This window comes from Vibrio sp. 10N.222.52.C12 (assembly GCF_041474215.1).
In the GTDB taxonomy this organism is placed as follows: domain Bacteria; phylum Pseudomonadota; class Gammaproteobacteria; order Enterobacterales; family Vibrionaceae; genus Vibrio; species Vibrio crassostreae_C.
Map to the genome: position 1 here is coordinate 64,917 of NZ_JBFRTR010000051.1, position 6,244 is coordinate 71,160.

Annotated in this window: 5 protein-coding genes; 3 read left to right on the plus strand and 2 right to left on the minus strand. The window is 45.1% G+C overall.

Going from position 1 to position 6,244, the window contains the following annotated elements; all coding sequences use genetic code 11:
* Window positions 1-128: 128 nt before the first annotated feature.
* A complete protein-coding gene (locus tag AB4623_RS10330) occupies window positions 129-722 on the plus strand; it encodes a TetR/AcrR family transcriptional regulator (protein WP_017072389.1) in 594 nt (197 codons plus the stop codon).
* A gap of 176 nt (window positions 723-898) precedes the next feature.
* Entirely contained in the window at window positions 899-1,747 is an 849-nt protein-coding gene (locus AB4623_RS10335) for an alpha/beta hydrolase (RefSeq protein ID WP_017065066.1), read from the plus strand.
* Between the two features lie 320 nt (window positions 1,748-2,067).
* Here the strand turns inward: AB4623_RS10335 and AB4623_RS10340 are convergent, their stop codons facing one another.
* Both AB4623_RS10340 and AB4623_RS10345 read right to left on the minus strand, forming a co-directional pair.
* Window positions 2,068-4,608, minus strand: coding sequence for a glycosyl hydrolase family 18 protein (locus AB4623_RS10340; RefSeq protein ID WP_372146345.1), 2,541 nt, complete (start codon window positions 4,606-4,608; stop codon window positions 2,068-2,070).
* A gap of 398 nt (window positions 4,609-5,006) precedes the next feature.
* A complete protein-coding gene (locus AB4623_RS10345; protein WP_372146347.1) occupies window positions 5,007-5,471 on the minus strand; it encodes a DUF2850 domain-containing protein in 465 nt (154 codons plus the stop codon).
* A gap of 307 nt (window positions 5,472-5,778) precedes the next feature.
* On the opposite strand from AB4623_RS10345, the gene AB4623_RS10350 reads away from it, so the two are divergent.
* A complete protein-coding gene (locus AB4623_RS10350; RefSeq protein ID WP_017057600.1) occupies window positions 5,779-6,060 on the plus strand; it encodes a pyrimidine/purine nucleoside phosphorylase in 282 nt (93 codons plus the stop codon).
* The last annotated feature ends 184 nt before the right edge of the window (window positions 6,061-6,244 follow it).

The window sequence follows — 6,244 nt, forward strand, 5'->3', positions numbered from 1 at the left end:
TTGAATACTGTCGCATTTTTCCACAATTCTTTGAGAAGAGAAATTGAATCCCAATAGATAAGTAAAAATCTTTGAAAAAAAGAACGAACGTGCTAAAAATAACGTATCAGATTTATCCTTGGTGAATAATGAGTAAAGGAAAGATAACCAAAGAGTATATTTTGAGTCATGCATTCGCACTTGCGAGTGAAAACGGGCTTGAGAGTTTGACGATTGGCGAATTAGCCAAACAGTGTGGCATGTCTAAGAGTGGCTTGTTTGCACACTTCAACTCTAAAGAAAACCTGCAACTCTCTGTACTGGAGTATTCCAACGCCATATTCACCGAAAGAGTCATCATTCCCGCAAGAGAGCTGGGAGATGGTGATATTGAAGCGAAATTGAAACAGCTGCTCGACAATTGGTTGGGCTGGAACCATTCATTCCAAGGCAGTTGCATGTTTATTGATGCATGGAAAGATGCGGGCAGTGAAACGTCTGTGATTCAGAAAGCACTGCAGAAAACCATTTCAGTGTGGATTGATTACTTGACGATTCAGGTAGCAAAAGCGGTTGAGAGCAAACAGTTCAGAGCCGATTTAGATCCTAAACAGGCAACCTTTGAGTTATACGGCCTCTACTTGAGTGCCAACTTGTTCTACTCGTTACGAGGCCAACAAGCGAGCCACACCCACTTTTGGAGTGGTGTACAGCGCTTAATCGCTAGCTGGAAAGAGGTTTAGCTCGCAAAGCATCTGAGTTTTGTTTAACTAAGGCTTATAAGAAATTTTAAGAGAAGTGGCGGCAAGCAGCCATAAAAAGCGCTATCGCCATTTTTTACACTAACAAATAGCACGGTCGTTCGATTTTCAGGGCCGAGCTCGATCCGCCAATGATGATGGCGATACAAGGACCGGTCATGAGTGACAAAATCTACTTTAATACATCGAACAAATTCAGCTTCAAGCGCAGCTTAATTGGCGCAACAACCAATCTTCATTACATCCTAGCGCCGAGTCATGCGAAGAAAACAGCACGTAAGTTGCTGCTCACTCCAATGCGTACTGAGCAGAAAAATGCTGATCCCCAAGGGCTTATCAAGAGTGAAATCAAAGGTCGTGATGGCGTTTTAAAAACCTATTCTTTGGGTACGGGGCCTGTTTGGGTGCTGACTCATGGTTGGTCTGGCACCGCGAGTCAGTTTTTCCCTCTGATGGAACATATCGCCGCTAAAGGTTTTACGGCTCTGGCTTATGATCACCCTGCTCATGGTGGCAGTGATGGTGTACATGGTCATATTCCTGCGTTTGTGAACGGCCTTGAAGCGATTCTCGATTCGGTGGGTGAGGTAGCAGGTTTGGTCGGTCACAGTATGGGCACGGCTTCTGCGTTGGAATGTAAGCACGTTAAATTGGAAAACAAGCCATTATTGCTGATTGCACCTGTACTGGATTATCTAGAAAACCTATTTGGCAGCGTTGCGCGTTCTGGCTACTCAATGAAACTGTTCGAGGCGGTAGTTGGAGAAGTCGAAGAGCAGTTTAACTACCCGATTCAGTCTGTTGATCCCTATGGAAAGCTAGCGCTTCGTGAGTCTCAGACGATCATCGTTCATGATGAGCAAGACAAGTTTACTAAGTTTGATGTGTCTCAGCGTGCGGCTAATGAAATGGGTCGCGTTACTTTAATTGCGACTCAAGGACAGGGCCACGGGCGAGTAATGAAGTGCCCACAAGTGTTCGAGAGCTTTGATAACTTAATTGGCTAAGTCTAATACCAATCGTAGTAAATAACTGTTCACCCTAGCTTGTTAAAAATCTCGATAACGTCGTTAGATTTTTTGATTGTAGAATAACTACTTATCGAAACTATTTATTGAAAAGAGCAGCCTTGTTCTCAAGCTTTTTTCCTGCGCTATTTTTGAACACTTGCTTACTGTGATTGGTATAACGAGCGCAAGTCAGTAGGACGCCAGTAAAAAGATCGTAAGCTCAAAGCTAAGAAAACAAACATTAAAAAGGCCAACCAGACATTATCTGGTTGGCCTTGCTTTTAGGTGCTTAGTTGGTGTTTAGCTCAATCCTATTTTTAGTTAGCACAGCTTGCTGGGCCGATCTCTTTCCACACGCCCCATTGGCCTGTCGTTGTTGGATCTTCACCGGTTGTCCACCATTTCGCTTCCCAAACCTTACCGCCTTGAGTCACTTGGTCGCCACCAGTGTAAACCGCGCCTGAATCCCAAGCGTTAGTACATGTACCGCCGCCTGTGGTTTTCTTAAGAACTTTCACTGAAGTAGCTGCTACCGATGTCTCTGTGCCATCGCTGACTGTTACAGAGAAGTTCAGCGTTGTATCTTTCGTGTATTCCGCTGCGACAAAGCTCACTGAAGAACCTTGAACCGTTGCATCAATACCAGCAGGTACATCCCATGTGAAGGTCAATGTGTCTTGGTCTGCATCGCTTGAAGCCGAAGCATCAACCACGACTACATCACCCGCATTAACTTCAGCCGGAGCCGTAACCACTGCTACTGGTGCTGTGTTTACTGGGCCTGTATCTTTAGGGCTTACTGTTACAACAACGGTGTCAGTAGAAGTAGCACCTTCGTTGTCTGTTACGGTTAGACTGAATGTTAGAGCTTCTTGTTGTGCGACTTCAACAACATCGAAGCTTGCAACAGCTGCATTCGCGTTCGCTAGCGTTACTGCTGTTCCGCTTACTTGTGACCAAGCGTAGCTCGCGATTGTGCCGTCGCTGTCTTTTGAAGCGCTGCCATCTAGAGAAACAGAAGCTGGGCCTTCAACGGATTGGTCGGCACCTGCTGCTGCCGTTGGTTTACGGTTTACAGGATCGGTGGTGCCACCTGCTAGACCTTCATGCATTGCATTTAGGATATCGCCGTTATCTGCATCAATTTCCCAAGAGAATAGACCTGCAAGACCAAGACTACGAACGTACGCGCCTTTTGCTTTTACCGAGCGGTCATCATCAAATGTGATTAGCTGACCTGAGGTGCGATTCCAAACGTAAGGCGCTTCTGCCATTTCGTCGTAGCCGTATTCGAAGCCATTGATCCCTTGGTTGTTCGTACCAAGCATGTTCGCCTTAATGCCTTTGTAATCGATAACGCCATCTTCCCATACACCCTGAGCAGAGCTGCCGGTCAGTTTGCCATTACCTACGCCAGTCATTGGGTCGCTCGGATCAGAAAGTGATGAGGGTAATACGCCTTCCCAACCACGACCGTACATCGCTGTACCAACAACAAGCTTGTTGGCTGGAACACCTTGCTCAAGAAGCAGTTGGATGCCGTTGTCTGTGGTGTAAGCTGGGCCTGTGTATGGTTCGCCATTTTCATCAAGCCCAGTGCCATCACATTGACCAGGGCGCATGAAGTTACCGCAGTTCAATGCTGTTTGGTGACCCAATACGTTATTCCAACCGCCGTAGAAGTCATAAGTCATCGCAAAGATGTAATCCATGTATTGGATAGCATCTCCATAGTTCACGTCTTCAATTTTATCGTGGCCAACACCGATGGCTGATGTGAGTTCGTAAGTGCGACCATTTTCAGCTTCTAGCTCATCGAGCATCACGCGTAGTTCTGCCATCAGTGCTATGTAAGCAGGGCCATCGTTCACAGGATCACCAAGATCAGGTGCAGCACCGCCGCCACCAGGGAATTCCCAATCGATATCGACACCGTCGTAGAATTTCCATGTGTTGAGGAATTTCTTAACAGACGCGACGAAGGTGTCTCGGTTGGCTTTGGTTGTGAAATCAAAGAACGGGTCAGATAGCGTCCAGCCACCAATCGATGGGATGATCTTCAAATCAGGATTACGCTGTTTGAGCGCCATCATCATTGCGTAGTTACCCTTGATAGGTGAGCTGTATTCGTGGCCCGCTTGAGGGAAGCTCTTCTGGAAAGCGGCCCATGGGTCATGAATCACCACTTCGTAATCGTTAACACCCTGACAAGCTGTCATTAGTGCGTTGTAGCTGTTTCCACCTACCGATTTTACTGATTCGTTAGGACCACAAATTGGGATGAAGCCGTAAAGGATGTGGGTCAAGTTATCAGCGGGTAGGTTATCTACCGTGTAGTCACGACCATAAATACCCCACTCTACAAAGTAAGTACCGACTACCGTATTTGGATCTGTGTTGTATGACTTGTTGTTCGGATCCACATTCATCGCAAGTGGCGCTAAGTGTGAGCCATCGGTATCAGCGATCGTGATTTGAGCAGGTGCGCTCTTGCTACAACCTGTTTCATCACACGCTTCGATTTCCATCTCAAATAAGCCGCCTTGGCCGTATTCGAAAGAAGCTGTGGTTTGGCTGCTAGTGATTGGGCCGGTGGCCACTTTAACGCCATCAAAGTAGATGTTGTACGTGTTTCCTGACGTTCCGCTCCATTGGTTGAACTTAACGTCGACCTTCGCTTGGTCGTGATATTTCACCATCTGGTTGTAGCCAGAGGTGGTTTCCATCGCGAGTTCAATTTTAGAAAATTGCAGGTTGTTGGAACCGTACATGTCGATGCTAGGTGCTGTTGGAGCCGCTAATGCTGTACCAGATAGCGCTAGAGCAATGCTTGCAGCACAGGTATTTATACGAATCATACTATTTCTCTCATTCCTTGAAGATTACGAGAACCCAATGGCCCCATAAACGGCTCCAATCAGTTTTGAAGGAGCTTCCCAGTCAGTATTCGAGAGAGTTTTAATTTCATAACTGAAAATAAATCCGTTTTCGATGGACAACTAAAAAATTGTATCTTGTTACAATTCTGTTGCTTAATGAATGAGAGGCTGAGTCCATGTTTTATAAAATAAAACATCCTTCAGTAGGAAAATCTCACAAGTGAAAATTCACGACATGAAGTTATGAAAAGGTGCGACAAACTATAAGAAAATACTGTGGATTGAAGCTGAATCACAAAGTGAAGTATGTTGAGCGAGCGGGGTCGATCGACGGGTAAACTTGAAGACGAATGCTTATGGCAGTATGGATAAGAGGGTTATCTTTTGAATTGCTCAGCTAAGGAAGCGCGTCGTTGTTGCATGACACTATGGGTATCACCAGTCGCAGTATCTTCGTAGCCTTCTTTAATAAATTGCTGAGATGGTACGCTTGGCTTTAATCGCTTTAAGCGAGGCGAATCGTAAGTACCACTGATGGTGTAAACGGTGGTTCCAGAGCCAGTGTTGATCGTGACGATCTTCCCGTCAAAATCGAATGAGGTAGTGATAAGACGATGATTCATCATCACACCGTTTTCTGAAAGTGTCAGGATGTCGGTGTTGTAAGGTGGCGCCGCAATCTCTATCCATGTGCCATAGACGTTGCTTGGGCTGACAGATTGCTGGTGGGCTTGGTAAGCAAAATAGCCGGCGGTGAGGGCAACCATAAAGCCAGCTAATAGGAAGCCGTAGAGTAACGAGTTGGCAAATAGATCTCTGCTTTTAGTCGGCTTTTTTGCCATTATCTCTTCATTTTTCGACTGATATTGTTTTAGATTCTATTAATTAAAACCTTAGTTTGCAAAAATTGTTCTAAGAGTTAGAAGCAGGATCGAATGTTCTAATAAATGTGGTTGCGTTAGTGGTTTTTAGCCTTGCTCCTCAGTATTTACGCTATCAATGAAAGCGAACTCCAGAAATGCTTAAGCTATGCGTATTTATTTCTTGTAGGAAAGTCTCGAATTGGTTAAAACAATTATCACCTAAATTTACGCATAGGCTTACTCGGTGAGCTCAATAATTGCAATTTGAAGATAACAAGGAAGTACAATGATTAAAGAAAACACATACTTTGAAGGTGGCGTTAAGTCGTTAGCGTTTAACCAGTCTGGTGCTGATGTGAGTGTTGGTGTAATGGCGGCTGGTGAGTACACGTTCGGTACTGCGGCTCCAGAAAAGATGACCGTTGTTAAAGGTGCTTTGATTGTAAAGCGTGTTGGTGATGATGACTGGACGACATACCAATCTGGTGAGTCTTTTGACGTTGCGGGTGACTCTTCATTCGACCTACAGGTAAAAGAAGCGACTGCTTACCTATGTGAGTACTTGTAATCAGGTCTAAATTTGTTCAATCAGGCATCGTTTGTCTCTGATTTAATAGAAAAAAACCACGCTCTAGGAGCGTGGTTAAATAAGTGATAGTAACCGGCAGTGGATAGTGTCACTTGTTTTTGTAGTCATCAAATGGATGACCAAATCGTTGTTCGTTGCAAAATCTCTTCAATCTTCAATCTTC